Here is a 26,040-nt window from a genome sequence, read left to right as displayed (position 1 = left end):
CCGGGAGGCCCGGGTGCGCAACCATGAAGTGGTGACCGAGGAGCACCCCGCCGGACACGGGTCGGGGGCCGCGGACGAGGAGTTGATGCGGGCCCTGTACCGCGAGCATGCCGGTCCGTTGTTCGGCTTCGTGCTCCACCTGGTCGCCGGGGACCGGCAGCGCGCCGAGGACGTCGTCCAGGAGACCCTGGTCCGGGCCTGGCGCAACATCCACCGGCTCGACCCGAAGGCCGGCTCGCTGCGCCCCTGGCTGGTCACCGTCGCCCGCCGGATCGTGATCGACGGCCACCGCAGCGCCGGCGCCCGCCCGCGCGAGGTGGACGCGGCGGCCCTGGAACAGCTGCCCGCCGAGGACGAGATCGACCGGGCGCTGCGGATGATGACTGTCGCCGACGCGCTCGCCGACCTCTCGCCCGCCCACCGGGAGATCATCGTCGAGACCTACCTCAAGGGCCGCACCGCGAAGGAGGCGGCCACCGTCCTCGGCATCCCGGCCGGGACCGTCCGGTCGAGGGTGTTCTACGCACTGCGCTCGCTTAGGCTCGCGCTGGAGGAACGGGGAGTGACATCGTGACCGAGCGGCCCGCCCCCGGCCCCGGCCCGTCCGGTGGCCCCGAGCACCTGGACGTCGCGTCGTACGTCCTCGGCCTGCTGGAGCCCGCCGAGCGCGTGGCCTTCGAGCGGCATCTGGCGGACTGCCCGCAGTGCACCGGACAGGTCGGCGAACTGGGCTTCGTGGAACCGATGTTGGGCGAGTACGTGGCGTCGGCGCGGGCCGCCGGACTGGACCCGGCCGACTTCGCGCCGGCGCCGGACGGGCGGCTCCTGGACCGGCTGGTCGCCGAGGTCACGGCCGGCCGGCGGCGCGGCCGGGTACGGCGGCTGGTGCTCGCCCTGGCCGCGACCGCGATGGTCGCGGCCGGCCCGGCCGTCACGGCCGCGGTGCTCACCGCGGAGACCACGCCCGCCGTGGTCGCCGTCGCCGAGCAGTTCAGCGCCAGTGACCCGGCCACCGGGGCCAAGGCCACCGTCGGTGTCGACGGCACCACCTGGGGCAGCCGGGTCAGCCTGCAACTCTCCGGCGTGCAGGGCCCGTTGACCTGCCGCCTGGTCGCCGTCTCGCATGGCGGCGAGCACCAGACGGTCACCACCTGGTACGTCCCGGCGGACGGCTACGGCGAACCCGACGCCCCGGGTGTGCTGCGCACCACCGGCGGCGCGGCCATGCAGCCGGGCGCCATCGACCACTTCGAGGTGCGGGTCCAGAACTCCGACGCCCTGCTGGTCTCTGTCCCCGCACACCGGGGGTGACGCCGCACCGGGCGTGACCGGGAGGAGCCGGTCGTGACCGGGCGTGAGCGGGCGCGAGCGGGAGGAGCCGGGTGTGACCGGGTGTGACCGGGAGGGGCCGGTCAGGGCCGGTTCAGCCCGGAAGGTGCAGCACGACGTACCCCGTCAGCCGCCGCACCCGGGCCGCGCCCAGGTGGGCGGGCCAGTGCGGGTTGGGCTCGCCGCCGTCGGTCATGTGCTCCCGCCGCCAGGTCCGGCTCCAGCCGACCCGCAGCTCCTGCTGGAAGCTGTGCCACCGGCCGCACGGGCACGGCACCAGCACCCGGGCGCAGGTGCGGCACAGTTCGGCCCGGTCGTGGCCGGTCGACACCTCGACCGCGGGCCCCTCCTCCCCGCAGGCCGGGCAGCCGGGCAGTTCGGCCCCGTCCAGTAGCGCGTTCTGCCGTCGGACGTAGTCGGGCAGGCCCAACGCCGGGTGCAGGAAGGGGTCGTGGCGCCAGGCGTCGTCCGGCGAGGTCCACCAGGGCCGGTTCCACCACACCGGCGTCGCCGCCCGGCGGCCGTCCCGCTTCTCGGCCCGCCGCTGCGCCGCGTACCGCTCCGCGCGGGCCAGCCACAGCTGCCGCGCCCCGTGCAGTTCCTCCACCGCCCGCACCAGGGACTGCGGGTCGGCCTCCAGGCGCCGGGGCATCCGGGCGCTGAGGGTCAGGTGGTGGTAGGTCGCCCGCAGGCCGTACGGGGCGAAGCCGGTCAGGCAGGTGCGCAGGGCGCTGTGGCGTCGCTGGACGGGCAGCGCGGTGTCGAGCACCAGGGCCCGGTGGGTGTGGAAGCTGGTCACGGCCTCGGCTCCTCGCCGTCCTCGGTGGCGTCCGTCCCCGGGGGCCGGAAACCGCCACCGTGGGCGGCGGTGTCATCCGGCGATCATGCCGCAGGTCCGGGCCGGGCGGCCAGCGGATTCAGGCCGCCGCCGGGCGGGGGTCAGCGCGGTCCGCCCTGCGCCGCGTCCGCCGCGACCGCCGCCAGCACCCGCCCGCAGCGCCGGGCGAAGGCGTGCTGGAGAAGCGGGAACAGCGGGCCGACCAGCCGGGCCCACCAGGCGACCGGCCGGCTGAACGCGGTGACGCCGAACCAGACCGTCCCGTCGGGCGCCAGCTCGACCAGGAAGGTCTCCTCGCCCCGGCCGAGGTGCCCGTGCCTGGTCCCGTAGGTGAAGCCGTACCGGTCCGGGCCGTCGACGACGGCTAGCACCCGGTTGGGCGCGCCCGCCCGCAGCGGGCCGACGCCGATCGCGCAGCGGACGGCGACGCCCGGGGCCGCCCGGTCGGCCTCCGCGTCGATCCGGACGCCGGCCAGCCGGTGCATCCGCCAGCCGAGCAGCGCGGCCCCGGCGACCTCCAGGGCGGCGCGGCCGTGGCCGATCGGCGTCCGGTGCCGCAGGTGGTTGTAGCCGGCGGGGAGTTCGCCGGTGCGGCTGGCGCCCTGCTCGGGGTAGCTGTAGTCGGTCCCGACGTGGCTGTGGCCGGTCCCAGGACGGCCGTGGTCGGCCCGGGGGTGGCTGTGGTGGTTCATCGGGCGTCCTTCGCGGTGGTGATCCGGCGCCAGGCGAGGAGCGCGCAGAGCGCGAAGCCGAGCGCGTTGCCGAGGCCGTGGGTGGCGGCCATCCACGCCAGGGTGGGGTGGGGGAGTCCGGCGGCCCGGCCGAACGCCCACCACAGGGCGAGCAGCATGGTGAGCGCCAGCACGCCCGAGGAGACGGTGAGCAGCCCGGCGGTGACCGGGTCGGCCGCGCGGGGGCGCAGCTCGCGCCAGCTGACCAGGCCGACCAGCCACATCCCGGTGCTGAGGACGACCGCTCCGGCGAACTGCCACCAGTTGCCGAGGAAGTACCCGGCGAGCACCAGCAGGGTGCCGGCCGGGACGCTGAGCGCCGCGCAGCGGGCCGCCGCGGAGCCGGGCACCGAGGCGCGGCAGACCAGTCCGGCGACCAGTGCGGCGGTGAATCCGGCGTAGTGGAAGTGCGGGACGGTCAGGGCCAGGATGTGCGGTTCGAAGCCGAACAGCGGGTAGCCGGAGCGTTCGGCGACGAGTGCGACCCCGGCGACCGAGGGTGCGGCGAGCGCGGTGAGCACGGCGATCTCGGCGGGGGCGAGCGAGCGGGTGCGGGCCAGGCGCCGGGGCGCGTGCAGGGCGACGGCGAGGGTGCCGAGGGCGTAGAGGACGGCGGTGGCGGTGGCGAGGCCGCCGCGCGGCAGCCAGAGCGAGAGCGCCCCGGGGACGGCGGCGAGCGGCCAGAGCCGGCGGATCCGGGCCAGCCCGGGTTCGTCGATGAGGGCCAGGCCGAGCGGCAGGACGGCGCCCATGCCGAGCAGGACCAGCAGGTCGACCAGTTCGGTCGTGCCCTTGTCCATGGCGGGCACACCCCCTCTTGAACGCGTTCAAATGCCCTTCGTCCGCGACTCTACGTCGCCGAGTTGAACATGTTCAAGCTGGCCCCGGTCCGGCTGGCCTGGTGTTCACGCTGGGTGCGGCGCACTCTGGAGGAGTAACCGATGGAGGTGATCCGCCATGCAGACTCTGGTCGGTTGGCACATCGAGATGGAGTTCCGCGAGGAGGGCGCGCGGACGACCGCCGCCGCCCTGCTGAGACTCGGCGACGGCACGGAGGTGCGGGCCCACGGCTACAGCAGCCGCCACCCCTCCGACCCGGAACAGCTACGGGTGGGCGAGGAGATCGCGGGCGCCCGCGCACTCAACGACCTCGCCTCCCAGCTGCTCACCAAGGCCCACGGCGAGATCCAGGACGTCAGCCCGGTCCCGACCCACCCGCTCTCGTGACCGCCCCGCACCCGGACGGCGGCCAGGGCCACACCGGACGGGACCCGAACCGGCCGCGCATCCCGCTGATCTGCCCGCGCTGCGGCCACGAACAGCGGGTCGTCCCCGGCGGCCCCGAGCGGGCGGTCAGGGTCGTCCACCTGGGAACCGGCCGGGAGGCCTGCGAACCGGGGGACCTGGCCCGGGCACCGGACGACGGGGCCTGATCCCGCGACGCTCCCCGAACCCGAGAGCGGGGAGACAGGAGCGCCCGGAAGTGCCGAGCGCCCGGAAGCGCCCAGCGCCTGGACGTCCGGACGTCCGGACGTCCGGACACGCCGAGCGCCGGGCCCCGTCCCCACGGATCCCGGCACTCGACGGGCTCTACGGCGCCCGAAGCCCTTCCGTACCGCTCAGTTGACGCAGTACGTCCCCGGCGGCCGCCACTCCGGCCCGACCAGCCGCTGCTCCAGCTCGTTCGGGGTGATCCGGATCCCGACCGTCCCGGACAACCCGACCCGGAACCGGCTGCGGGCCAGCGCGATCAGCGCCGTCAGGCCGTACTTGTTGATCAATGAGGTGCGGTAGCGCGCGGTCGCGTCGGCGTCGCAGAGCCGTGCGCGGGCCGGGAGCCGGCGGCCGGTGGGGCGCCCGTGGGCGTCGCAGGGGCCGATCAGCACCCGGGGGTGGCGGCGGATCCGTTCGGCCTCGCCCGAGTGGGCCGGGGTCCAGACGCCGAGCGCCCGGCCGTCCGCGACCACCCACAGCTGGGAGTCCTGTCGACTGCCGTCCTCGCCGAAGGTGGTCAGCAGGAGGTACCTGCTGTCGGCGAGCCGGTCGGTGGGGTCGTGCATGATCTCCTCCCTCGTACAGGGGGGGCGGGTCAGTGGTGACCGTGGGCCGCACCCTCGGTGACCTCACGGGGCTCGCGGTGCTCCTCGGCGGTGGGCTGCTCGATCCGGGCGTGCTCGCCGTGGAACCCGCGGGACAGCCGCACCCGGGTGCGGGTGAGCGCGCCTGTCGGCCGGGCCACTCCATTCTCGTCGACCGCGGGCGGCAGTTCGAGGGGGCGGGGCTGCTCGTGCGAGGTGAGCCGGTGCAGTTCGGCGGGCGCGAGCCCGGCGTGCACCTCGGTGAACTCGCCGTGCGGCAGCCGCTTGATGACGCCGGTCTCCCGGCCGTGCAGCACCTTGTCGCGGTCCCGTCGTTGCAGGCCCAGGCACCAGCGCTTGGTGACGACGAAGACGGCGACCGGGACGACGAAGAAGCCGATCCGCACCCCGTAGGTGATGGCGTTGAGCGACAGGTGCAGATGGGTGGCGATGAGGTCGTTGCCACCGCCCGCGAGCATCACCAGGTAGACGCTGATCCAGGCCGCGCCGAGGGCGGTGCGGACCGGCGCGTTGCGCGGCCGGTCGAGCAGGTGGTGCTCCCGGGCGTCGTTCGTCACCCAGCTCTCGATGAACGGGTAGACCGCGATCGCGCCGAGGATCACCGGGAACAGCGTGAACGGGATCAGCACCCCGAGGTTGAGGGTGTGCCCCCACAGGCCGATCTCCCAGCCGGGCATCACCCGGATCAGGCCCTCGGCGAAGCCCATGTACCAGTCGGGCTGGGCGTCGGTGGAGACCTGGTCGGGCCGGTACGGGCCGTAGGCCCAGATCGGGTTGATCGTGGCGATCGCGGACATCAGCGCGACGATCCCGAAGACCAGGAAGAAGAAGCCGCCGGCCTTGGCCATGTAGACCGGCATCAGCGGCATGCCGACGACGTTCTTCTCGGTCCTGCCGGGGCCCGCCCACTGGGTGTGCTTGTGGTAGAAGACCAGGATCAGGTGCGCCACCAGCAGCCCGAGCATGATGCCGGGGACGAGCAGCACGTGGATGGTGAAGAACCTCGGGATGATGTCGTGCCCGGGGAACTCCCCGCCGAACAGGAACATCTGGACGTAGGTGCCGACCAGGGGCACGGCCAGCACCACGCCCTCGATGAACCGGATCCCGGTGCCGGACAGCAGGTCGTCCGGGAGCGAGTAGCCGAAGAAGCCGTCCAGCATGCCGAGGAACAGCAGCAGGAAGCCGAAGACCCAGTTGATCTCGCGCGGCTTGCGGAACGCGCCGGTGAAGAACACCCGCATCATGTGCACGAACATGGCCGCGACGAAGACGATCGCCGCCCAGTGGTGGATCTGCCGGATCAGCAGCCCGCCGCGGACCTCGAAGCTGATGTCCACGGTGGAGGCGTAGGCCTCGGACATCGGGACGCCCTTGAGCGGGACGTACGAGCCGCTGTAGACCACCTCGCCCATGCTCGGCTTGAAGAACAGGGTCAGCCAGACACCGGTCAGGATGATGATCAGGAAGGTGTAGAGGCAGATCTCGCCCAGCATGAAGGACCAGTGGTCCGGGAAGATCTTGCGCAGGTTGGCCCTGGCGAGGGAGTAGATCCCCAGCCGGCCGTCCGCCCAGTCGGCGGCCCGCTGCCCCCGCCCTGGGTTCTGATTCCGGGTCATGTGCACGCACCTCGGTCCGAAGGAAACGGGGATCAGTCCCCGATTCGCACTGGGGCCACCATAATCGGGGACTGATCCCCACTTCTACCCGGGGTCCTTTCCGTCGCGGCTCCCCGGATGCGACGGCCGGTCCGGAAACGGCGAGCGGCCCGCCCGGTGCCGTGGAAGACACCGGACGGGCCGCATGCGCACCCGAGTTCACCCCGTGGGGTCCCGCGAGGTCAGTGCACCAGCACCGGCACCTCGTCGTTCTTCGCCGCACCCGAGTCCGCACCCGCGGCACCGGGGTGGCCGGCGTTGATGAAGGTGAAGGCGACGGCGGCGGCCGCCACCAGGATCCCGAAGGACACCCAGATCGCGGTGGAGAAGCCGTGCACCATGCCCTGGAACTGCAGGGCCTTGGCGGCCTCCGGCGAGGCGGCGGTGGCCAGCGAGGCGGCGTGCGAGGTCAGCCAGCTGGTGGTGGCGCTGGCCGCGATGGTGTTCAGCAGCGCGGTGCCGATGGCGCCGCCGACCTGCTGCGAGGTGTTGACCATGGCCGAGGCCACGCCCGCGTCACGCGGCTGGACGCCGTGGGTCGCGAGGCTCATGGCCGGCATGAAGGCGGTGCCCATGCCGAGGCCCATCAGGACCAGGCCGGGCAGGATCAGCGCCGGGTACGAGGTGTCCAGGCCGATGTGGGTCAGCAGGAACATGCCGACCGAGGCGGTCAGGAAGCCCGGCGCCATCAGGTAGCGGGCCGGGACGCGGGTCATCAGCCGGGCGCCGATCTGGGTCGAGCCGGTGATCATGCCCGCCACCATCGGCAGGAAGGCGACGCCGGTCAGCACCGGGCTGTAGCCGCGCACGACCTGGAGGTAGTAGGTCAGGAAGAGGAACAGGCCGAACATGCCGATCACGGCCATGCCCAGGGACAGGTACACCCCACCGCGGTTGCGGTTCAGCACCACACGCAGCGGCAGCAGCGGGGCGGCCACGGCGCGCTCCACGAGCACGAAGGCGCCCAGCAGCACGACGGCCGCGGCGAACAGCGCCAGGGTGCTGCCGGCCGTCCAGCCGCTGGACTCGGCGCGGGTGAAGCCGTACACCAGCGCGACCAGGCCGGTGGTCACCAGCACCACGCCGGGGATGTCCAGCTTGTTGCGGTTGCGGCCCCCGACGGGCTCGCTGATCACCAGGACGGCGCCGGCGATGGCCGCGATGGCGAAGGGGATGTTGACGTAGAAGGTCCAGCGCCAGTTCAGGTACTCGGTCAGCGCGCCGCCGAGGATCAGACCGATGGCGCCACCGCCACCGGCGATAGCCCCGTAGATGCCGAAGGCCTTGGCGCGCTCCTTGGCCTCGGTGAAGGTCACGGCGAGCAGCGACAGCGCGGCCGGCGCGAGCAGGGCGCCGAACACGCCCTGGAGGGCGCGGGCACCGAGCAGCATCGCGGTGTTGACCGCGGCGCCGCCGAGTGCGGAGGCGAGGGCGAAGCCGGTCAGGCCGACGATGAACGTCCGCTTGCGGCCCCAGAGGTCCGCGATCCGGCCGCCGAACAGCAGCAGGCCGCCGAAGGCCAGCGCGTAGGCGGTGATCACCCACTGGCGGTTGCCGTCGGATATGCCCAGGTCGGTCTGGGCGGACGGCAGGGCGATGTTCACGATGGTGGCGTCGAGGACGACCATCAGCTGGGCGAGGCCGATGAAGATCAGCGCCTTCCAGCGCCTGGGATCGGGGATCGTCGCCTGCGCGGCGTCGGTCTGAGACATGGGGGTACCCATTTCACGGTGCGTGGTGTGCGAGAACGGTCAACTGCCGTACGGGAACGGCAGGTTGCCGTACGGGTGCGAGGGCGCGCGGACGCGCCCGGAGGCGACTCCGGTCAGTCGCGCGGAAGGTGGGGTGCGAGCGGGTCGGATCGGACTCGGATCAGGATCGGATCAGTGGTGGGTCCAGGTGGTCAGTCAGTGCCGAGGGCGGAAGTCCTCGAAGGTCGCGGCCCGGCCGGGCAGCGTCGAGCGGGCCGGAGCGCGCAGGCCGTCCAGGAACAGCTGCAGGTGGCGGTGGACGAACTCGTCGAGCAGTTGGCAGGAGGTGCCCGGCAGCGGCCGGGTCAGCTGACTCATCGCGACGAACAGGTCCCCGTGGTCGACGTCTGGCCGGAGTTCGCCGGTGGCCCGGGCGCGCTCCATCAGTCCGCTCACGGCGGACCGCAGGCGCTCCCGCGTCTCGGTCAACTCCGGGTCGTCCGGATCGACGGTGCTGGTAAAGACGGCGCAGAGCCCGCCGACCTTCTCCGCCACGGTCGCGTGCACGAACCGCTGCAGAGCGTCGAACGGACCGCCGCCCATTCCCGCGTCCGCCTCGGCCGTCGCCGTCTCGGCGAGGGCCAGGATGCGGTTCTTGACGAGCAGCGCCACTTCCTGGATCAGCGCCGCGCGGTCCGGGAAGTTCCGGTACAGCGTGGCATTGCCGACCCCCGCCCGCTTCGCGATCTCGTCCAGCGGCACCTCGGCACCGTGCTCGACGAACGCGTCCCGGGCCGCCAGCACGATCCGCTCCCGGTTCCGGCTCGCGTCCGCACGCAACTTCGGCGTGCGCACACTCCCCGTGGAACGGGCCGGCTCTGCGGCGACGGTGGTCATGGCGACTGCTCCTCCAGGATACCGGGGAAGTTCTCCCCGCTTTCTCCAACGTACTCGCAAACGGGGAATCTGTCCCCGCAATTTCCTTCCATGCTATGACCCGCGTCACACTCACATGAGGAGGGATGCGGTCGGCTGTCGTCAGAACCGGACGCCCCCGTAGCCACTCACCGGCGCGCTCGTGGCCCCGGCGGGTGCCCGGGCGAAGGAGCAGAGCCCATGACCGCGATCTCCGACCGCCCGCAGATGCTGCCCGAGGAATTCGAGGAATTCGCTCGCCGTCTGGCCGCGACCGCCGAAGGCATCCGGCCGGAGTTCATCAACGGGAAGGTGGGCGTCAAGCCCGTGCCGGACGGAGACCACGGCCTGGTCATCGAGTGGCTGATGCGGATCTGCATCCAGTCGCGTCCCGAGCTGTGGCCGAATGACCAAGGGTTGAAGGTCGAGACCCTACCGCAGCGGCCACGCGCGCCCCGACGGCACGCCGTCCACCTGCTGATCGACCGCGACTCCGCCGAAGTCATCGTCCACAGCCAGCCCGACGGCGTCCGCTACGAGACCGTTCAGACCCTCCCCTTCGGCAGGAGCGTCCGCCGGCCCGACCCGGTCGGCATCGCCCTGGACACCGAGCCGCTCAAGAACTGGGTGCGCTGAGCCCGGCCGTGCCTTCCCGGACGGGCTACCCCGGCCGCCCTAGGCTGTGGGCGTCCCGGGCGGCCGGTGGGCCGCGGGAGCCGGGAGGGGCCCGGCGGCCGGGTCGGCGAGGAGGTCCGCGATGGGCAGCGAGGAGACGACCGCGAAGGTGCGCTGCGTGGCGGCCGTTCCGTGCTGGGTGAGCCTGATGGCCCGGGACCTGGAGAGTGCCACGGGCTTCTACGGTCCGCTGCTGGGTTGGGAGTTCGAGCCCGGGCCGGAGCGCTTCGGCCCGTACGTGCACGCGGTGACCGGCGGGGAGGCGGTGGCCGGGCTGGGGGTGGCGGGCCTCGGGGCGGTGCCGGTCGCCTGGACCAGCTACTTCGGGACGGAGAGCGCCGACGCCGCCGCCGACGCGGTGCGCGAGCGCGGCGCGACCCTGGCGGTCGGCCCGCTGGCCTTCGACGCCGGGCGGGTGGCCTTCGCGGCGGACCCGGCCGGGGCGGTGTTCGGCATCTGGGAGGGCCCGCTGGGCCGGGCCCGGCGGCTGGACCTGCCGGGTGCGCCGGTCTGGATCGAGCTGCGCACCCCGGACCCGTTCGCGGCGGCGCTGTTCTACGGCGAGGTGTTCCGCTGGGACGGCCGGGACCCGGAGCGCTTCGAGGTCCGCTGGGAGCACGACCGGGTGGTGCTGCGCGCGGAGGGGCACAGCGTCGCGGCGTTGGCCAAGGAGCAGGCGGCCGGCCCGGCCGGCCCGCCGCCGCACTGGGAGGTCTCCTTCGCCGTCCCGGACGCCGACCGGGCGGTGGCGCAGGCCGTGGAGCTGGGCGGGGCGGGGATCGGCCCGGTCTTCGACTCCCCGTACGGCCGGGTGGCCCGGCTGCGGGACCGTGAGGGCGCCCGCTTCGCGGTGATCAGCCCGAAGAGCTGAGCGGCCTCAGTCCGGGGGGCCGGTGCCCGAGGGGCCGGTGCCCGGCGGTTCGCTGCTCGCCGGCTCGGCGCCTGCCGCTTCGGTGCCGGACGGCTCGGTGCCCGCCGGTTCGGTGCCCGACGGCTCGATGTCCGCCGGTTCGATGTCCGCCCGCTGTGCCCGGAGCCGTTCGCCGAGCGCCGCGCGGGTCGCTGCGGGCAGGGCCTTGCGGGCGGCCGGGAAGACCGTCTTCTCCTCGCCGGTGAGGTGCCGCCGGAGGGTGTCGCCGAGGCCGCGCAGCAGGGTGTCGAAGGCCGGGTCGGCCGGGCCGACTCCTTGCAGGTCGGCGAGGTACTGCCCGATCGCGAGGTGGTCGTGGATGCTGCTGAACACCAGGGCCCCGCCCTCGGGCACGTCGTGCTGGACGAGCGGGAAGAGGTGCTCCTCCTCGGCGGCGCAGTGGCTGAACAGCAGGTCGGTCAGTCTGGTGACCAGCTCGCCGCGCTCGGCCGAGCCGGCCGGCGCCGCCTCGGCGCGGTCGAGCAGGTCGGTGGCCGCCTTGTGGTCGGCGGTGAACTCGCCGAGGATGTCCGGCCTGCGGCTCATGGCGTGTCCGCCTCTCGTCCGGGATCAGGACTCGCCCCCCGTACTGTCCAGTATCCGGCGCCGCCGCGCGGAACTCCTCGTCCGGGCGGCCGCCGGGCGGGGGTTCCGCAGCCGGATTCCCTGCTCAGCCGCCGTCCCGCCGCCCGGTGAGGGCCAGCAGCCGGGTCTGCGGGGCGGCGTCCGCGGGCACCGGCAGGGGCGGGTCGAACAGTCCGCTGCCGGAGAGGTCGCCGTAGCCGCCGATCTCGCCGAGCGCGAAGTCCACCAGGCCGGCCGGGAGCCGGGTGCGGGTGCCGATGCCCTCGGCGAGGTCCCAGGCGTGGACGACCAGGTCGGTGGTGAGCTGGTCCAGGTAGTACTGCCCGGAGACGTCCGCGAAGGAGAGGTGGACGGTGAGTTCGGTGGCGCCGGGCACCTCCCAGGCCTGCCGGGCGGCTTCGGCGGCGGAACTCCAGGCGGCGACCGGATCGTCGCCGAGCACGTCGCCGTCGTAGCGGCCGCCGACCTCGGCGATGGTGGCGCCCATCAGCAGGTCGGGGACCCAGAGCTGTTCGCCGGTGAGGTGGTTGACCAGGTCCCGCACCGTCCAGTCGGCACACGGAGTGGGGGAGTCCCACTGGCCGGGGGCGATCAGTCGGACCCGCTCGTCGAAGGCGGCGAGTGCCTCGGGGTAGGGCGTGCCGGGCCGGGCGGCCGGCTGGTGTTGCCTGCGGTGAGCCATGCCTCCACCCTGCCCCGGCCCCGGTGGGGTTCGCGACTCGTCCATGCACCGTCAGTTGTTCACATTCGAACTCCACGGTACGGTCGAGGAGCGGCCGGTTCAAATTTGAACAACAGGCGTGGCGTGTCCCACCCCGCCCGGCCGCATCACCACACACCTACGACCGACCCCGATCGATGGAGACGCGCATGCCGAGCAGCAGCCCGAGCACGACCGCCGCCACCAGTCCCACCAGCCCCGCCGCCCGTTCCGCACGGGACGGCTCCGGGCCCGCGACGACCTCCCCGCACGCCTACGACGCCGGACTCCTGCTCCTGCGCCTGGTGCTCGGCCTGACCATGGCCGCGCACGGCAGTCAGAAGCTGTTCGGCTGGTTCGGGGGCGGCGGGATCGACGGCACCGGTCAGTTCTTCACCATGAGCGGCTACCCGGCCGGCAACGCCATGGCCGTGGTGGCCGGCCTGACCGAGGTCCTGGGCGGACTCGGCCTCGCCGTCGGCCTGTTGACCCCGCTGGCGGGCGCCGCGATCGTCGGCACGATGGTCAACGCGATCGCCGTCACCTGGGGCGGCGGCTTCTTCGCCCCGAAGGGCAGCGAGTACGAGCTGCTGCTGACGGCGGGCGCCGCCGCCCTGGCGCTGACCGGCCCGGGCCGCTACGCGGTGGACCGCTTCCTGCCGGTGTTGAAGGCGCACCGCCTGGCGTACGGCGCGGCCGCCGTGCTGGTCGGCCTGGCGACGGCCGGGGTGATCCTGCTGCTGCGCAAGTAGCAGCCCGGTGCCGCCCGTCGGCGTCTCAACTCGCTTTCCTGGACGCTGTGCTGATGGCTAGTCGGCACGGCGTTCCGGTGTTCCCGGGTGCTGCCGCGCGTTTCCGGAGCGCCGCGCGGCTACTCGCCTATCCGCACCAGCGCGAGGGTGATGTTGTCCGGGCCGCCCGCCTCGACGGCCGCCTTCCACAGCTCGAAGGCGGCCCTGCCGTCGGCCCGGTCGGAGGGCCCGTCCGCGCGGGCGAGCAGTCCGGCGAGCTCCTCCTCGGGGACCGGGTCGGTCAGACCGTCGCTGCACACCAGGTAGCGGTCGCCGGCGGCGAGCGGCGAGACCCGTACGTGCGGTTCGACGAAGGTGAGGCCGAGCGAACCGCCCAGGGTCTGGGTGACCAGCGCGGTGGTGCGCCGGCCCGGAGGCAGGGGCGGGCTGTCGTCCACGCTCACCCGCTCCAGGTTCACCCGCTCCGGGCTCATTCGTGCCGGGCTGCCGTGCGCCGGGGTCCCCCGCGCCGGGTCCGGCCGTTCCGGCGTCGACCGCCCCCGCGTCGACCGCTCGGCGGGCGACGACTCCGGGCCGTCACCGCTGATCCGGTAGACCCGGCTGTCGCCGACGTTGAAGACCACGGCCCGGTCGGGCAGCAGCACCAGCCCGGCGACCGTGGTCCCCATCGCGGCCAGCTCCGGCTCCCCGGCGGCGGCCGCGTAGACCGCCCGGTTGCACTCCTGGAGCTCCTCCCGGACGGCCTCCTCGCCGTCCAGTCGGCCTCCGGCGGCGGCGAGTCGGCGGGCGACCAGGGCGCTGGCCACCTCGCCGCCGGGGTGGCCGCCGAGGCCGTCGGTCACGGCGACCACGCAGGGCGGGCCGAGCGGGAAGAGCAGGGTCTGCGGATTGGTGGTCACGGTGGCGCAGAGCGTCCACGGGCCGACCGTGAGGCTGTCCTCGTTGTGCTCCCGCACCAGGCCCTCGTGGCTCAGTGCGCTCACCGCGATGTACGGCGCCATCGGTTCGCCGCCCTTCCGCGGGCTCCGGCCGTTGCCGGGGCCCGCCTTCCATTGTCGGCGGGAACCGCGGGAATAACGATCCGCACTCGCGTGCTAGGGTGGTTGAAAGTTGAACGATCTGGCCCCTCCTGGAGTGTGGTGAGCAGCATGCAGTTCGGAATCTTCACCGTCGGCGACGTCACCCCCGACCCGACCACCGGCCGCACCCCCAGCGAGCACGAGCGGATCAAGGCGATGGTGGCCATCGCGCGCAAGGCGGAGGAGGTCGGCCTGGACGTCTTCGCGACCGGCGAGCACCACAACCCGCCGTTCGTCCCGTCCTCGCCGACGACCATGCTCGGCTACATCGCCGCGCAGACGGACCGCATCATCCTCTCGACCTCGACCACGCTGATCACCACCAACGACCCGGTGAAGATCGCCGAGGACTTCGCGATGCTCCAGCACCTCGCCGACGGCCGGGTGGACCTCATGATGGGCCGCGGCAACACCGGCCCGGTCTACCCGTGGTTCGGCAAGGACATCCGCCAGGGCATCCCGCTCGCGATCGAGAACTACGCGCTGCTGCACCAGCTGTGGCGCGAGGAGGTCGTCGACTGGCAGGGCCGCTTCCGCACCCCGCTGCAGTCCTTCACCTCCACCCCGCGCCCGCTGGACGACGTCCCGCCGTTCGTCTGGCACGGCTCGATCCGCAGTCCGGAGATCGCCGAGCAGGCCGCCTACTACGGCGACGGCTTCTTCGCGAACAACATCTTCTGGCCCAAGGAGCACTTCCAGAAGCTGATCGAGCTCTACCGCGAGCGCTACGCCCACTACGGGCACGGCACCCCCGAGCAGGCGGTGGTCGGCCTCGGCGGCCAGGTGTTCATGCGGAAGAACTCCCAGGACGCGGTGCGCGAGTTCCGCCCGTACTTCGACAACGCGCCGGTGTACGGACACGGGCCCTCGCTGGAGGAGTTCACCGAGCAGACCCCGCTGACCGTCGGCAGCCCGCAGGAGGTCATCGAGAAGACGCTGACCTTCCGCGAGACCTTCGGCGACTACCAGCGCCAGCTGTTCCTGATGGACCACGCCGGCCTGCCGCTCAAGACCGTGCTGGAGCAGCTGGACCTGCTGGGCGAGGAGGTCGTGCCGGTGCTGCGCGAGGAGTTCGCCAAGGGCCGCCCGGCCGGCGTCCCGGACGGACCGACCCACGCCGCGCTGGTCGCGGCCCGCGACGAGGAGACCGTGGAGGTGGCCAAGTGACCGCACTCGAGCTGGCCGTGGTGAGCGCCGGCCTCAGCAAGCCGTCCTCGACGCGGCTGCTGGCCGACCGGCTCGCCGAGTCGACCGTGCGCCGGCTCGGGCTGGAGGGGCGGCAGGTCGAGGTCACCGTGGTCGAGCTGCGGGACCTCGCCGTGGACATCGCCAACAACTTCGTCACCGGCTTCCCGGCCGCCGCGCTGCGCGGGGCGATCGAGACGGTGACGGGGGCGGACGCGGTGATCGCGGTGACGCCGATCTTCACCGCCTCCTACAGCGGCCTGTTCAAGTCCTTCTTCGACCTGATCGACCACGACGCGCTCACCGGCAAGCCGGTGCTGATCGCCGCCACCGGCGGCACGCCGCGGCACTCGCTCGCCCTGGAGCACGCCGTCCGGCCGCTGTTCAGCTACCTGCGCGCGGTGGTGCTGCCGACCGCCGTGTACGCGGCCACCGACGACTGGGGCACGGCGGGCGACGCGCTCACCGACGGCCTGCCGGGCCGGATCGACCGCGCGGCGGGCGAGCTGGCGGCCCTGCTCGCCGGGCGGGCCCCGGCGGCGGGGGAGGCGGCGGTGCCGGAGCAGGTGGTCCCGTTCGCCGAGCAGTTGGCGGCACTGCGGGTCTGAGGGCCGCGGGCAGGCGGAGGGGCGGGTGCGCGACCGAGCGCCCCGCCCTTCCGCCTGCCCGCGCCCGGCTGCGTGCCGTCCGCGGTGCGGGGCCGTCCGCCGGCTGCGCGCCGTCCGCCGGGTGGGGCCGTCCGCCGTGCGAGGTCGCCGCCGGGATGATCAGATTGGTACCGATCTGTCACGACCCGTCCATCCCCCGGCCCCGCGAGAGAGCCCGCCGCGAGCCTCCTGCGAACCTCCCGAGGAGGAACCCCGCCGTGCAGCCCGAACCCCAAGCCGTGCTCTCCCCGCTGACCAGTGCGGCGGTGTTCCTGGTCCTCACCGTGGAACCCGGCGGCGAGCCCACCGTCCGCGACCTGCTGCCCGACCTCGCCGGACTGCGCCGGGCCGTCGGCTTCCGGGCCCCCGAGGGCGGCCTCACCTGCGTCACCGGCATCGGCTCCGACCTCTGGGACCGGCTCTTCACCGGCCCCCGTCCCGCCGGACTCCACCCCTTCCAGGAGGTGGCCGGCCCCCGCCACCGCGCCCCGGCCACCCCGGGCGACCTGCTGCTGCACCTGCGGGCCGAACGGATGGACCTCTGCTTCGAACTCGCGAGCCGCCTGGTCGACCGGCTCACCGGGGCGGCCACCGTGGTCGACTCCGTCCAGGGCTTCAAGTACTTCGGCGAGCGCGACCTGCTCGGCTTCGTCGACGGCACGGAGAACCCCGAGGGCCGCGCGGCCGAGACCGCCGTCGTGGTGGGGGAGGAGGACCCGGGCTTCGCCGGCGGCAGCTACGTCATCGTCCAGAAGTACCTGCACGACCTCGACAAGTGGAACGCACTCGCGGTCGAGCAGCAGGAGGGCGCCGTCGGCCGCACCAAGCTCACCGACATCGAACTGGACGACGACGTCAAACCCGCCGACTCGCACGTCGCCCTGACCGTGATCACCGGCCCGGACGGCGCCGAGCGGAAGATCCTCCGGTTCAACATGCCCTTCGGTTCCTTCGGCCGCAGCGGCGAGTTCGGCACCTACTTCATCGGCTACGCGCGCGACCCCGGGGTCACCGAGGAGATGCTGCGCAACATGTTCCTCGGCCGCCCGCCCGGCACCACCGACCGGCTGCTCGACTTCTCCACCGCCGTCACCGGTTCGCTGTTCTTCGTCCCGACCGCCGACCTCCTGGACTCCCCACCCCCCGCCGCGCCGCCCCCGGCCGAGGCTGCCCCGGCCAGCCCGGACGGCTCCCTCGGCATCGGCAGCCTCAAGCCGACCTCCTGAACACCCGGCGCCCGAACCAGCCGACCTCCTGAACAGCCGACCTCCTGAACAGGACCCGCACCATGAGCAACCTGCACCGAGAACTCGCCCCCGTCTCCGCCGCCGCCTGGGAGGAGATCGAGGAGGAGGCCCGGCAGACCTTCAAACTGCACATCGCCGGCCGCCGCGTGGTCGACCTCAACGGCCCCGACGGCCCCACCCTCGCCGCCGTCGGCACCGGCCACCTCACCACCATCGACCCACCCCTCGACGGCGTCCAGGCCCACGCCCGCACCAGCCGCCCGGTGGTCGAACTCCGCGTCCCCTTCACCGTCAGCCGAGCCGCCGTCGACGACGTCGAACGCGGCTCCCGCGACTCCGACTGGCAACCCGTCAAGGACGCCGCCCGCACCCTGGCCCGCGCCGAGGACCGCACCGTCTTCGACGGCTACCCCGCCGCCCACATCGAGGGCATCCGCGCCGACTCCACCAACCCGCCGGTCCAACTCCCCGCCGACGTCCGCGCATACCCCGAAGCGGTCAGCCAGGCCCTCACCGCCCTCCGCCTCGCCGGCGTCGGCGGTCCCTACGCCCTTCTCCTCGGCGCCGACGCCTACACCGCCGTCAACGAGACCTCCGACCACGGCTACCCCGTCGCCAGCCACATCGCCCGCCTCCTCGACGGCGAACTCATCTGGGCCCCCGCCATCGAGGGCGCCCTCCTGCTCTCCACCCGCGGCGGCGACTTCGAACTCCACCTCGGACAGGACGTCTCCGTCGGCTACCTCTCCCACGACGCTGACTCGGTACGGCTCTATCTGCAGGAGTCGTTGACTTTCAGCGTCTACACGGGAGAGGCAGCCGTCGCCCTGGTCCGCTGAGAACGTTCCGTCCGGCGCTCTCCTCCTCGGCGAGCGCTCGGCCGTCATCCTTTGAAACTGCCCGGATCGCCTCGCAGCTGCTCCGGCGGGTGCTGCGAGGAGCCTTCGCTCGGGTCAGTGACCGGGCAGTGTGCGAACGGCGTGCCGTCCGCGCTCGCCCATCAGGCACCAGATGGGCAGGAGGTCTCCGCACGACGTGGAGTCTTCCCGATTGTGCTCGAATGGACCGCCCGTGACGGCGGTCGACGGTGCACTGAGGGCTTTCTTGTGCAGCACGTGCTGATTCTCCTAGCCTGCGATCGGCGCAATGTTCATTGCTTGAACGCAAGTTCACCAGGAGTGGCTGTCGAGCTTCAAGTTACTTGTGAGGTAATTATAGTTGACTGATAATCAGGGTATCCTGGAGGGTCGGCGGCCCGCCATCAGGACGGGCAGTGCTCCTGGCGGCGCTTGATCTCCGCCAGGGCGTCCCGTGCGCGGGCCGCCTCCTCCACCGCCCGGATCCGGTCCGCCAGGTGGGCGGCTGCCGTGAGGTGCTCGGTGGCCTGCGTGGTCAGTCCCAGGGCGTCCGCGCTGAGTCCCAGGCCGCGCAGGGTGATGGCTTCCTCGCGGATGGTGCCGATGGAGCGGGCCAGTTCGAGGGCGACGGTGTACTGGGCGCGTGCATCGGTGTGGCGACCGGCCGCGCGGAGGGTGTCGCCCAGGTTGTTCAGTGCGTTCACCTCGGTGCGGATGCTCCCGGTCTCGCGGAAGGTGGCGAGGGCCGACCGGTAGAGCTCCAGGGCCCGGTCGAGTTCCCCGGGAATGCTGAGCGAGGCCGCCAGATTGATCCGCACGATGGCGAGATCGAACTGCGGCATGTGGTCCTCCCCGATGCTCAGCACCAGTTCGAACGCGGACCGGGCTGCGGGCAGGTTCCGGGCGCCCAGGTGGAGGTCGCCGATGTTGTTGAGGATCCGCAGCTCGAAGGTCTTGTCGCCGAAGTCGCGTGCCAGGGGGAGGGCGCTGCTGTAGGCGGACAGGGATTCCTCGGCGTTCCCCAGAGAGCTGTGCACGATGCCGATGTTGGCGAGGCAGCGTGCGGCGTTCCAGTGGTCCCCGTTCTCTCTTCGGATCCGCAACGCCTCCTGTTGGTGTTCCAGGGCCTCGGTCAGGGTGCCCTGATGCCAGAGCGCCCGGCCGAGGATGCCGAGCCCGTCGGCCGTGGCGTCCTGGTCGCCCTCCGCACGTGCCAACGTGATGCCCCTGGTCAGCGCCTCGATGGCGGCCGGGTACCGGGAGGCGTTGGCGAGCGTGGCGCCGAGGCCGATCAGGGCTCGCGCCTCGCACCGGTCGTCGGCGACGGACCTCCAGTAGGCGGCGGCGGCCTGGTGGAGGTCCCGGGCCTCGCTCCAGTAGGCCTCGGCTTCGAGGTAGCCGGCCAGGACGTGGGAGAGCCATGCGCCGGTCGCGGGGTTCCCGAGGTCTCCCGCGCTCGACACCATGGCGATCAGGGCCGCCCGTTCCGTCGCGAACCAGGACTTCGCGGCCTCGGCGGAGCCCAGTGAGAGATCGTGCAGGATGCCCATGAGGCCGGGGTCGTCGAGGCGGCCCGGAACGGGCAGTCGTGAGCGCCGCGGATAGAGCAGGCGATCGGCTTCGTCGGCGGCGTGGAGCGAGTAGTGAAGCAAGCGGTCGAAGCCGGCTTCGCGCTGCCCCTTCCCCAGTTCGAGCGCCACCGCGAACTCTCGCAGCAGGTCGTGGAGCTGGTACCGCTCGGGAGCGATCTCCTGGATCAGGTGGCAGTTCAGCAAGGCCTCCAGCACCTGGTCGGTTTCGTCCACCGTGCGCCCGAGGAGTGCCGCCGCCGCGTGCACGCCGAAATCCGGTCCCGGATACAGGCCGAGCAACCGGAAGGCCGATCGCTGGCTCGGCGGAAGGTACTGGTAGGAGACCTCGAAGGCGCGCGCGATGCTGTCCGAGCCGCTGCGGATCTCGGCGAGGCGGCCCCTGCGGGCGAGGCGGCGGGCGAGGTGGTCGAGGGTCCAGGACGGGCGGGCCCTGAGGCGGCTGGCGGCGAGTTCGACGGCGAGCGGGAGGAGGCCGCAGCGGTTGACGATCTCGACGACGCGGTCGCGGTCCGTCGAGCGCTCGGGGCCGACCAGGTCGGTGAACAGGGCGACGGCGTCGTCGACCGGCAGGACGTCCAGGAAGACCGGCCGGGAGCCGGGGAGTTCGGCGAGCCGTTGGCGGCTGGTGACGATGACCAGGGCGGCCGGCGCGGGTGGCAGCAGCGGGCGGATCTGGGAGGCGTTCGCGGCGTCGTCCAGGACGAGGACGGCCCGGCGGGTGGAGAGGGTCTCGGCGCAGAGGGCGAAGACCTCGTCGGCGTCGAGCGGGATGGTGGTGGCGGGCACGCCGAGGCGTCTGAGCAGCAGGGCGCCGGTGGCCTCCGGGGAGAGTGGCGGCTGGTTGCCGACGTGGGCGCGCAGGTTGAGGTGGACGTACCCCTCGGGGAAGTGCTCGCGCATCAGGTCGGCGGCGTGCAGGGCGAGAGTGGTCTTGCCGACGCCGGGCATGCCGAGGATCGCGGAGACGGTGACGACCCCTCCCCGAGCGTCGGCGGCGCCGGGCAGGACACGGCGCAGGTCGTCCCGCCTGCCGATCATCCGGTGCCGTCCCGGGGCGCCGGGGGCTGACGCGGCGACCTCGGCAGGGGAGTCGGCGGCCGGGACGAGTTCCGCCCGTCCTGGTGCGCCCGGCAGGGGTTCGCCGTTGAGCATGAGCCGGTGCAGTCGGGTGAGTTCCTCGCCGGGGCCGGTGCCGAGGCGGGCGCGCAGCAGTCGGACGACGGCGGGGTAGACGGCCAGGGCGTCCGCCTGGCGACCGGCCGCGTGGAGTGCGGTCATCAGGTGACGGGCCAGGCGTTCGTCGGTGGGGCGGTCCTCGCGCAGGGCGGTGAGTTCGGGGATCAGTTCGTGGTGGCGGCCGATCCGCAGGTCGAGCTCGATCCGTTGCAGGGCGGTGGCGAAGCGCTGGTCGGCCATGGTGGCGCGGGTGGTGCGGGCCCAGTTCCCGGGTAGACCGGCGAGGGGCTCGCCGCCCCAGAGTTCCTCGGCGCGGCTGAGGACGGTTCTGGCCTGGTGCTCCTGTCCGTTACCGGCGAGCAGTCCGGCTCGTTGGGACAGGTCCAGATATCGGTGCCAGTCGATGAGTTGGGGGTCCGCCCGCAGGGTGTACGTGTGCGATCGGGTGTCGATCGTGGGCACTTCCCCGGGTCTTTCCGTCCCGGCGGCGCGGGCGGCGCGTCTCAGGAGCGCGCGGAGGTGCGAAACGTGGCTGTACAGGCTGGTCAGTGCGCTGGGCGGTGGTTCTTCGTCCCACAGTCGGTGTGCGAGCGACGTATGGGAGAGCGGCCTCCCGAGTTCCATGGCGAGTGCGGCCAGCAACTGCCTCCGTTTGTCGGAGTGGAGTGCCAATGGCTCTCCGTTCACCGACAGTTCAACTGAACCCAGGAGATGGATCCGCATGCGACGCCCCCCGCCGGTTGGCTACCAGCTTGCCGTGTCGCGGGTGAGCATGGCACGCGTCCGGGGCGATCGGCTATACCACGATGGGGTTCGGGAGATGGTCCTTTGGGAATGTTCTCGACTTGACGACAGGTCATCTGCTAGTGCGAAAGGGTCAATTCGTCGAAGGCAGGGGGAGCCAGTGACAATTCCGGCCGCAGTGGGGTGCTGCCCGTGACGGGCGCCGACCTGCCCTCGGGGGTCGTGCGCAACTCGCTGACCGGCGGAGGGGTCGGCGGTTCGGTGGTGCAGGCGGGCACGATCAACGGCGGGGTGCATCTGGTCGCCCGGCCGCTGTTGCCGACGCCCCGCCAACTGCCCCCAGGTCCAAGGAGGTTGGTCGGCCGGTGCGGCGATCTGGCGGCGCTGGACCGGGTGTTGAGCGAGGGCGGCGGCGCGGCGGACGCCACCGTCGTGGTGACCGGACCAGCTGGGGTCGGCAAGACGGCCCTCGCGGCCCAGTGGTTGCGCGGTCTGGCCGGGCGCTTCCCGGACGGCCAGCTGTACGCCGATCTGCGCGGGTACGCGCCGGGTGGGCCCGCCGACCCGGCCGAGGCGCTCGGCGCGTTCCTGCGGGCGTTCGGGATCTCACCGGCGCCCCGCAGCCTGGAGGAGGGCGCGGCCCTGTGGCGCTCGGTGGCTGCGGAGCGGCGGATCGCCGTGCTGCTGGACGATGCCTCGACCGCCGCACAGGTCCGGCCGCTGCTGCCGGGCTCGGACGGCACCGTGGTCGTGGTGACGAGTCGGCGCCGGCTCACCGGGCTGGGGATAGACGGCGCGGTGTTCCGGGGGTTGGAGCCGCTCGCGCCGGAGGCGTCGAAGGAGATCCTCGCCGAGCGGGTCGGTGAGCGCCGGGTGGCGGACGAGAGCGATGCCGCGGCCGAGGTGGTGGATGCCTGTGCCGGGCTGCCGTTGGCGATCTGCCTGGCGGCGGCACGGATCGCGGCGCGGCCGGCCCAGCCGCTGGCGGCGACCGCCGAGAAGCTGGGCCGTGGCGCGGACCGGCTGGCGGTGCTGAACGTGGAGGGCGAGACGGTGCGGGAGCTGCTGGACGCCTCCTACGGAGTGCTGGAGCCGGAGAGTGCCCGGCTGTACGGACTGCTGGGCCTGCTGCCCTTCGCCGAGTTCACGCTGGAGAACGCCGCCGTCCTTGCGGACCTGGACCTGCCCGGGGCGGACCGGCTGCTGGACGGTCTGATCGACGTGCACCTGCTGGAGGAGAGGGCACCGGAGCGGTTCCGCTTCCACGACCTGGTCCGGCTGCACGCCCGGGCGCGCGGGGCGGAGGACCGGGGCACTGCGGCCACGGGGGCCGCCTTCGACCGGCTCGTCGACTGGTACCTCGCCTCGACCACGGCCGCCGAGGCCGTCGTCTCACCGAGTCACCGCACGCTCGCCCGTGACTACCTCACCCGACCCGTGCACCCGGCCCGCGAGTTCGTGGACATCACCCGGGCCGTGGAATGGCTGGACGAGGAGCGCGACCGGCTGGCCGACCTCCTGCGCTGGTCCGAGGAGCTGGGCCGGCCCGCGGCCGCCTGGCAACTCGCGGACGCCATGTGGCCGTTGTTCCTGCGGTTGCGTCCGGCCCGGCTGTGGGTGGAGGCCCACCGGATCGGTCTGCGGGGTGCCCGGGCCGTCGGTGACCGCAGCGGCGAGCTGCGGATGCTGACCTCGGGCGGTAACGGCCTGCGGAACGCGGGCGACGGGGAGGAGGCGGCCGGCTGGTTCGCTGCGGCCCTCTCCCTGGCCCGGGAGCGGGATCAGCCGCTGGTCCAGGCGAACGCGCTGTACGGGCTGAGTCAGACCCATCGGATGGCGGGTCGGCTGGAGGAGGCGGCCGAGTGCCTGCACCGGGTGGTGGAGCTCAGGGAGGCCCAGGGCCAGCTCCGCGGTTCGGCGCTGGCCCGGTTGGCTCACGGCGAGGTGCTGCTGCTGGGCGGCCGGGCGGCCGAGGCGGTGGAGCTCCTGGAGCGGGCGGGCCGTGAGCTGTCCTCGATCGGGGACGACTACGAGGTGGCCCGGGCGAGGGCCTTCCTGGGATTGGCACACGGCCTGCTCGGTGCGTACGACCGCGCCGAGGCCTGCCTGGAATCGGCCCTCACGGGCTTCCGGACCGGACTGTCGGTGCACTGGGAGGCACGGACGCTGGAGTTCGCCGGCCAGGTCGAGGAACGGCGCGGCCGCCCGGAGGCGGCGCGCGCCCGGTTCGAGCAGTCGCGGGCCCGCTACCAGGACGTGGGCGCCGCGGCCGAGGCGGCCCGACTGGCGGACCGCCTCGCCGCGTACGGGCTCGCTACCCCCGTTTCCGAGGGGCGTCCCGGCGGCCCGTCCGTCTGAACCGGTCGCACGGGCCGAACCGGTCGAGCTCGGTCAGCGCCCGACCGGCCGCCAGCCAGGCGTGCGCCAGCGACCCGAGGGCCAGCGGCAGCGTCGGCGCACCGTCGGTGCGGTGCGCCCCGGGGGCGGAGCGCAGGAAGAGCCGTGCCCCGGTCCGGGTGAGCAGCAGCACCCCTCCGCCACGACGTTCGGCGGTGGCGACGGCGCAGCCGGGGTGGGCGGATAGCACCCCGGTGAGCCGCGCGCCGATGTCGGCGGCCGGGAGGAGCCCGAGGTGGAGTACGTCGGCCTGCCGTCGCCAGCGCAGGGCGGTCGGTTCGGTGAGGTCGAGCACCAGGTGCTCGTCCTCGAAGCCGGGCCGGGGCCGGCCGTCGTGCGGTGCGGCGGGTGGGGCCGCGGCCAGCAGGACGTGGCGGGCGCCGGCGGGGGAGCCGACCCGGGCGTCGAACAGGCTCGCCGGGGGCCCGTAGGACGGCGGGGCGGCGAGTGGCGCAAGCCGCACGGTGTGCAGGGTGGCGGTCATCCGGCCCGCCGGGAGTCCGGCGCGAACGGGGTGTCCAGCGGAGCCGGCAACGGCAGCTTTTCCGGCGCCGGGTCGTGCGCAGGCTGGCCGAGCCCGAGCACCCGGTACAGCAGCCGACGGGCGTTGCGGTCGAAGCGGCCGGGTTCGGAGCTGATCCGGTCGGCGATCGCGGCGTAGTCCTCCGGGCGGTACTGCTCCGCGGCGTAGGTGAGCTGGTCGGTGAGCGGGTGTCCGGGGGCGAGCGCGGGCGCGGTCCGGGCGAGCTGGGCGGAGGGCGAGCGCGGGTTGACGTTCCGGTGCGGGTACTCGGCCAGCAGGACGGGAGCGCCGGTCATCGTGCTGTACAGGGTGACCGAACCGTGGTCGCCGATGACGTAGTCGGCGGCCACCAGCAGCGGCCGCCAGTCCGCTTCCGGCGGGACGACCGCGACTGCTCCGCCCGCGGTGGCCGTCGCCCAGGACCGCACCTGCCAGGGGCTGTGCGCCGCGGAGATGTTCGGATGGGTCAGCAGCGCGGTGCGGTAGCCCGACCGGGGCAGCTCGGAGGTCAGCCGGGGCAGGACGGCGTCGAGCCGGGTGAACAGCGAGCCGGCCCCCCAGGTGGAGGAGACCAGGACGAACTTCTCCTCCGGTCGCAGTCCCAGGGCCGCCCGGTAGTGCTCCCGGTGCGGCAGCGCGGCGGCGATCCGGTCGTAGCAGGGGTCGCCGACCACTTCGGCGATCGGTACGGCCTCCGGGCAGCTGCGGCCGAGTTCGTCCAGCTGTTCCCGGTGGGCCAGCGCGAACGAGCTGGGGACGACCCTGCCCTCCCAGCACAGGTGGTCCGGGCCGAGTCCGATGGCGGCCCGCTCGCCGTCCGGTCCGCTGTGCCGGGACAGCTTGATGTTGCCCGCGCCGTGCGGGAGTCGGACGACCGGCCCGTTCAGCTGTTCCATCCCCTGCGAGCCGGCCGCCAGGACGAGGTCGAACTCGCGTCGGACGGCCTGTTCCCAGGGCAGCACGGTGGCGCCCAGGGCGAGCAGGCCCTCGGCCGCACCCCGGTTGAACACGTGCGGTGCCACCGTGAACTGCACGTGGATCCGCAGGTCGGAGGCGAGCAGGGAGTAGAAGTCGTGCAGTCGCTGGGCGTAGACCACGGTCTGGGCGACGACCAGCACCCGCTTGCGGTCCGGCATGGTCTCCCACGGCCCGTTGCTACCCCAGGTCGGGCTGTCGTGCGTCCCGTGAGCGGTCGTGATGTCCTGTTCCCCGTGCACCAAGGTCATTCCGTTCCCCCTCCTTGATCGCAGGTCGGGGCCGTCGACGAGCCCCGCCGCCGATGCTCCCCCGGTCGGTTGGTGGATTCATTGACGAGACCTGGCGGGGCCTTGCGGAAACCTTGTGTCCGCTTGTCGCCCCGGCGGGAGAGCCCGGACACCGGGTAGGGTACTGAGTGCCTTTACCAGGGGTACTGAGTGCCGTATTCTCTCGGTGGAGCCTCTGATGCCAGTCGCAGACAGCCGACCCGGCATGCCGGTCCAGGTGGCGCTTGCGGCACGTGGGCCGCGGCCGGGCCGGGTTGGCACTCAGTACCCTCGGCCTGACCTGAGGCCATGGATCCAGTGCATCCGTGCACCCGTGACAGGAGAAACCGCTCATGAGCTTGAGGATCGTCGTCTGTGTGAAGTACGTGCCGGATGCGACGGGTGACCGTCGTTTCGCGGACGACCACACCACGGACCGGGAGGGTGTGGACGGCCTCCTGTCGGA

General features: G+C 73.0%; 25 protein-coding genes and 2 pseudogenes. 13 read left to right on the top strand and 14 right to left on the bottom strand.

Annotated features, from left to right (window positions below; translation table 11 throughout):
- Window positions 1–13 precede the first annotated feature (13 nt).
- Complete coding sequence (locus tag ACZ58X_RS05360; protein ID WP_470332365.1) at window positions 14–574, top strand: sigma-70 family RNA polymerase sigma factor; 561 nt, start codon at window positions 14–16, stop codon at window positions 572–574.
- Window positions 571–1,311 carry a zf-HC2 domain-containing protein gene (locus tag ACZ58X_RS05355; protein ID WP_470332364.1) on the top strand — a complete coding sequence of 247 codons (741 nt, stop codon included), beginning with the start codon at window positions 571–573 and terminating at the stop codon, window positions 1,309–1,311. The genes ACZ58X_RS05360 and ACZ58X_RS05355 overlap by 4 nt, the downstream gene beginning before the upstream one ends.
- 112 nt (window positions 1,312–1,423) lie before the next feature.
- Here ACZ58X_RS05355 and ACZ58X_RS05350 read toward each other — a convergent pair whose 3' ends face one another.
- From ACZ58X_RS05350 to ACZ58X_RS05340, 3 genes are all read right to left on the bottom strand, one after another.
- The gene (locus tag ACZ58X_RS05350) at window positions 1,424–2,128 is read right to left on the bottom strand and encodes a hypothetical protein (RefSeq protein ID WP_470332363.1); all 705 of its coding nucleotides are present in this window, start codon (window positions 2,126–2,128) and stop codon (window positions 1,424–1,426) included.
- A gap of 140 nt (window positions 2,129–2,268) precedes the next feature.
- Complete coding sequence (locus ACZ58X_RS05345) at window positions 2,269–2,859, bottom strand: DUF1990 family protein (protein ID WP_470332362.1); 591 nt, start codon at window positions 2,857–2,859, stop codon at window positions 2,269–2,271.
- A complete protein-coding gene (locus tag ACZ58X_RS05340; RefSeq protein ID WP_470332361.1) occupies window positions 2,856–3,698 on the bottom strand; it encodes a YndJ family protein in 843 nt (280 codons plus the stop codon). The genes ACZ58X_RS05345 and ACZ58X_RS05340 overlap by 4 nt, the downstream gene beginning before the upstream one ends.
- A gap of 157 nt (window positions 3,699–3,855) precedes the next feature.
- On the opposite strand from ACZ58X_RS05340, the gene ACZ58X_RS05335 reads away from it, so the two are divergent.
- Entirely contained in the window at window positions 3,856–4,125 is a 270-nt protein-coding gene (locus ACZ58X_RS05335) for a DUF1876 domain-containing protein (protein WP_375891271.1), read from the top strand.
- A complete protein-coding gene (locus ACZ58X_RS05330) occupies window positions 4,122–4,331 on the top strand; it encodes a hypothetical protein (RefSeq protein WP_470332360.1) in 210 nt (69 codons plus the stop codon). The genes ACZ58X_RS05335 and ACZ58X_RS05330 overlap by 4 nt, the downstream gene beginning before the upstream one ends.
- A gap of 186 nt (window positions 4,332–4,517) precedes the next feature.
- Here ACZ58X_RS05330 and ACZ58X_RS05325 read toward each other — a convergent pair whose 3' ends face one another.
- From ACZ58X_RS05325 to ACZ58X_RS05310, 4 genes are all read right to left on the bottom strand, one after another.
- Window positions 4,518–4,958, bottom strand: coding sequence for a PPOX class F420-dependent oxidoreductase (locus ACZ58X_RS05325; protein WP_470332359.1), 441 nt, complete (start codon window positions 4,956–4,958; stop codon window positions 4,518–4,520).
- Window positions 4,959–4,987: 29 nt separating this feature from the next.
- The gene (gene qcrB, locus ACZ58X_RS05320) at window positions 4,988–6,616 is read right to left on the bottom strand and encodes a cytochrome bc1 complex cytochrome b subunit (protein WP_470332358.1); all 1,629 of its coding nucleotides are present in this window, start codon (window positions 6,614–6,616) and stop codon (window positions 4,988–4,990) included.
- A 221-nt stretch (window positions 6,617–6,837) separates the two neighbouring features.
- Window positions 6,838–8,367, bottom strand: coding sequence for an MFS transporter (locus tag ACZ58X_RS05315; protein WP_470332357.1), 1,530 nt, complete (start codon window positions 8,365–8,367; stop codon window positions 6,838–6,840).
- A 195-nt stretch (window positions 8,368–8,562) separates the two neighbouring features.
- Entirely contained in the window at window positions 8,563–9,243 is a 681-nt protein-coding gene (locus tag ACZ58X_RS05310) for a TetR/AcrR family transcriptional regulator (RefSeq protein WP_470332356.1), read from the bottom strand.
- 219 nt (window positions 9,244–9,462) lie between these two features.
- Between ACZ58X_RS05310 and ACZ58X_RS05305 the strand changes: the two genes are divergently transcribed.
- Together ACZ58X_RS05305 and ACZ58X_RS05300 are read left to right on the top strand one after the other, a co-directional pair.
- Complete coding sequence (locus ACZ58X_RS05305) at window positions 9,463–9,897, top strand: Uma2 family endonuclease (RefSeq protein WP_470332355.1); 435 nt, start codon at window positions 9,463–9,465, stop codon at window positions 9,895–9,897.
- Between the two features lie 121 nt (window positions 9,898–10,018).
- On the top strand, window positions 10,019–10,807 hold the full coding sequence (locus tag ACZ58X_RS05300; protein ID WP_470332354.1) for a VOC family protein: 789 nt from the start codon (window positions 10,019–10,021) through the stop codon (window positions 10,805–10,807).
- A gap of 6 nt (window positions 10,808–10,813) precedes the next feature.
- Here the strand turns inward: ACZ58X_RS05300 and ACZ58X_RS05295 are convergent, their stop codons facing one another.
- Window positions 10,814–11,392 carry a hemerythrin domain-containing protein gene (locus ACZ58X_RS05295; RefSeq protein ID WP_470332353.1) on the bottom strand — a complete coding sequence of 193 codons (579 nt, stop codon included), beginning with the start codon at window positions 11,390–11,392 and terminating at the stop codon, window positions 10,814–10,816.
- Window positions 11,393–11,516: 124 nt separating this feature from the next.
- Window positions 11,517–12,113, bottom strand: a complete 597-nt coding sequence (locus ACZ58X_RS05290; RefSeq protein ID WP_470332352.1) for a TIGR03086 family metal-binding protein — start codon at window positions 12,111–12,113, stop codon at window positions 11,517–11,519.
- A 188-nt stretch (window positions 12,114–12,301) separates the two neighbouring features.
- Here ACZ58X_RS05290 and ACZ58X_RS05285 point away from each other — a divergent pair, with 188 nt between their 5' ends.
- Window positions 12,302–12,883, top strand: a complete 582-nt coding sequence (locus ACZ58X_RS05285) for a DoxX family protein (protein ID WP_470332351.1) — start codon at window positions 12,302–12,304, stop codon at window positions 12,881–12,883.
- Window positions 12,884–13,002: 119 nt separating this feature from the next.
- Here the strand turns inward: ACZ58X_RS05285 and ACZ58X_RS05280 are convergent, their stop codons facing one another.
- Window positions 13,003–13,884, bottom strand: a complete 882-nt coding sequence (locus ACZ58X_RS05280; RefSeq protein WP_470332350.1) for a PP2C family protein-serine/threonine phosphatase — start codon at window positions 13,882–13,884, stop codon at window positions 13,003–13,005.
- A 147-nt stretch (window positions 13,885–14,031) separates the two neighbouring features.
- Here ACZ58X_RS05280 and ACZ58X_RS05275 point away from each other — a divergent pair, with 147 nt between their 5' ends.
- The 4 genes from ACZ58X_RS05275 to ACZ58X_RS05260 all read left to right on the top strand — a co-directional run bounded on the left by ACZ58X_RS05275 (window position 14,032) and on the right by ACZ58X_RS05260 (window position 17,880).
- A complete protein-coding gene (locus ACZ58X_RS05275; protein WP_470332349.1) occupies window positions 14,032–15,129 on the top strand; it encodes an LLM class flavin-dependent oxidoreductase in 1,098 nt (365 codons plus the stop codon).
- Complete coding sequence (locus ACZ58X_RS05270) at window positions 15,126–15,755, top strand: FMN reductase (RefSeq protein ID WP_470332348.1); 630 nt, start codon at window positions 15,126–15,128, stop codon at window positions 15,753–15,755. The genes ACZ58X_RS05275 and ACZ58X_RS05270 overlap by 4 nt, the downstream gene beginning before the upstream one ends.
- Before the next feature lie 257 nt (window positions 15,756–16,012).
- Window positions 16,013–17,020 (top strand): Dyp-type peroxidase, encoded by a 1,008-nt coding sequence (locus tag ACZ58X_RS05265; protein WP_470332347.1) that lies wholly within the window; start codon window positions 16,013–16,015, stop codon window positions 17,018–17,020.
- A gap of 62 nt (window positions 17,021–17,082) precedes the next feature.
- Window positions 17,083–17,880 carry a family 1 encapsulin nanocompartment shell protein gene (locus ACZ58X_RS05260; protein WP_470332346.1) on the top strand — a complete coding sequence of 266 codons (798 nt, stop codon included), beginning with the start codon at window positions 17,083–17,085 and terminating at the stop codon, window positions 17,878–17,880.
- A gap of 422 nt (window positions 17,881–18,302) precedes the next feature.
- Here the strand turns inward: ACZ58X_RS05260 and ACZ58X_RS05255 are convergent, their stop codons facing one another.
- A complete protein-coding gene (locus ACZ58X_RS05255) occupies window positions 18,303–21,128 on the bottom strand; it encodes an AfsR/SARP family transcriptional regulator (protein WP_470332730.1) in 2,826 nt (941 codons plus the stop codon).
- Between the two features lie 45 nt (window positions 21,129–21,173).
- A pseudogene (locus tag ACZ58X_RS05250) lies at window positions 21,174–21,389 on the bottom strand (AfsR/SARP family transcriptional regulator); the annotation flags it as partial.
- A 213-nt stretch (window positions 21,390–21,602) separates the two neighbouring features.
- Here ACZ58X_RS05250 and ACZ58X_RS05245 point away from each other — a divergent pair.
- Entirely contained in the window at window positions 21,603–23,768 is a 2,166-nt protein-coding gene (locus ACZ58X_RS05245; protein ID WP_470332345.1) for a hypothetical protein, read from the top strand.
- Here ACZ58X_RS05245 and ACZ58X_RS05240 read toward each other — a convergent pair.
- Window positions 23,725–24,291, bottom strand: a complete 567-nt coding sequence (locus tag ACZ58X_RS05240) for a hypothetical protein (RefSeq protein ID WP_470332344.1) — start codon at window positions 24,289–24,291, stop codon at window positions 23,725–23,727. The two genes, ACZ58X_RS05245 and ACZ58X_RS05240, sit on opposite strands and share 44 nt — an antisense overlap.
- Window positions 24,288–25,556: a hypothetical protein gene (locus ACZ58X_RS05235; protein WP_470332343.1), complete on the bottom strand. Its 1,269-nt coding sequence runs from the start codon at window positions 25,554–25,556 to the stop codon at window positions 24,288–24,290. Before ACZ58X_RS05235 ends, ACZ58X_RS05240 begins: the two co-directional genes overlap by 4 nt.
- A gap of 371 nt (window positions 25,557–25,927) precedes the next feature.
- Between ACZ58X_RS05235 and ACZ58X_RS05230 the strand changes: the two are divergent.
- Window positions 25,928–26,040, top strand: a pseudogene (locus ACZ58X_RS05230) (electron transfer flavoprotein subunit beta); the annotation flags it as partial.

It is taken from the genome of Kitasatospora sp. NPDC040550 (assembly GCF_055594965.1).
The sequence above is the reverse complement of the archived record's forward strand: the minus strand, read 5'-3'. Positions and strand labels throughout refer to the sequence as shown.